Annotated in this window: 1 protein-coding gene; it reads right to left on the reverse strand. The window is 62.8% G+C overall.

All coding sequences use genetic code 11. The features are described 5' to 3' along the window. Nucleotides 1-157: 157 nt before the first annotated feature. On the reverse strand, nt 158-1,394 hold a 1,237-nt coding region (locus tag FCU40_RS22965), incomplete at its 5' end, for an Ig-like domain-containing protein (RefSeq protein ID WP_241693698.1).

Genomic DNA, 1,394 nt, shown 5'->3' on the forward strand with positions numbered 1-1,394 from the left:
TCGCGCCAAGCGCGGCCTCGAGCTTGGGACGTAGGTCGGCCTCGCAGTCGTCGGCCAGGGCTTGGCCAGCCAGCAGCGACACGGCCAGGGCCGTGGTCATCATCCAAGCTTGCTTCATCGCGACAACGCCTCTTCACGGGGAGCCAACGCCGCCAGCTTACTGCGGGCCATAGACATTGATGATCTGGTAGGATTGCGACGTGCCGCCGCGACCGTCGGTGGCAGTGTACCATACGACCACGGCGATATAGTTGCTGCCGGGCGATCCGCTGTTGGACAGGAACGGGGCCCGATAGCCGATCGAGGCGCCGTTGTTGGTCACCGAACCAATGTCCGAGGGGTGCTGCGATCCGGAAAGGTCGACGCCATTGATCCGTCCATAGGCGAAATAGAAGTTGTCTATCGACTTGATGGTCAGGCTGTCGCCGTCAGCGTCGGTGTCGTTGGCCAGGACGTTTAGGGTGACGTTCGTGTTCTGCCAGACTGGATCGGTGGTGCCGGGATTGGCGACGGGAGGTTGGTTGGAATAGACGTTGATGGCGTGCTTGGCCGTGGAGGTCGCGCCGTGGCTGTCAGCGACGACATAGCTGAAGCGGATGACGTCATACTTCGAACGCGCGGCGCAGTTGCAGACAAAGGGCGCGGTATAGGTGACCGCGTTGCCGACCTTCGTCAACGTGCCCAGGTCGCTGGGCGTGCCGTTGTTGCCGTAAACGAACTCAAGGGGGCTGACCGACTGGAGGGTGAGGGGATCGCCGTCCGGATCGCTATCGTTGGCGAGCGGGTAAAGCGTTGAGGTGACGCCCTGATAGGTCTCGACAATCTCGTCGTTGGCGACGGGCGGGCGATTGCCTTGGATGATATTGAAGCTGATGTTCGCGGCGGTGGATGTGCCGCCGGCCGAGGTGGCGGTGTAAGTAAAGGTGTCGGTGAGCCCCGACGTGCCGGAATTGGGCGTATAGAGGACGTTGGACCCGACGATCCTGGCGCGACCATAACTGGGCAGCACGCTCAGTTGCAGAGTGTCGTAGGCGGTGCGCGGATAGAGGGCCAGGCTGGTCTCGCTACCGACCGAAGCCATCCCCGAAACGTTGCTGACCACCGGGGCTACGTTGATGGTCACCGTGCCGGGGGCGCTGACGCCTCCAGCATTGGTCCCGGTGTACTGCAGCGTTGTCTGGCCGCTATAGCCGGCGGTAGGCGAGAACAGGATCGAGGTGCCGCTAACGCTGTGCTGGCCGTTGGGGGAGGCGGTGGAAACAGCGACACTAGTCGGGGTTCCGCCCGAGAAGCTCAAGGGCAGACTGCTATAGCCGCTGTTCCCGGTCAGATAGGCGATGGTGTTGCCCGCGATCGGCGCGCCGGTGGTGGCGTTTATGGTGACGTTGACCGTT

The organism is Caulobacter sp. SSI4214, assembly GCF_012184455.1.
GTDB lineage: Bacteria > Pseudomonadota > Alphaproteobacteria > Caulobacterales > Caulobacteraceae > Caulobacter > Caulobacter vibrioides_E.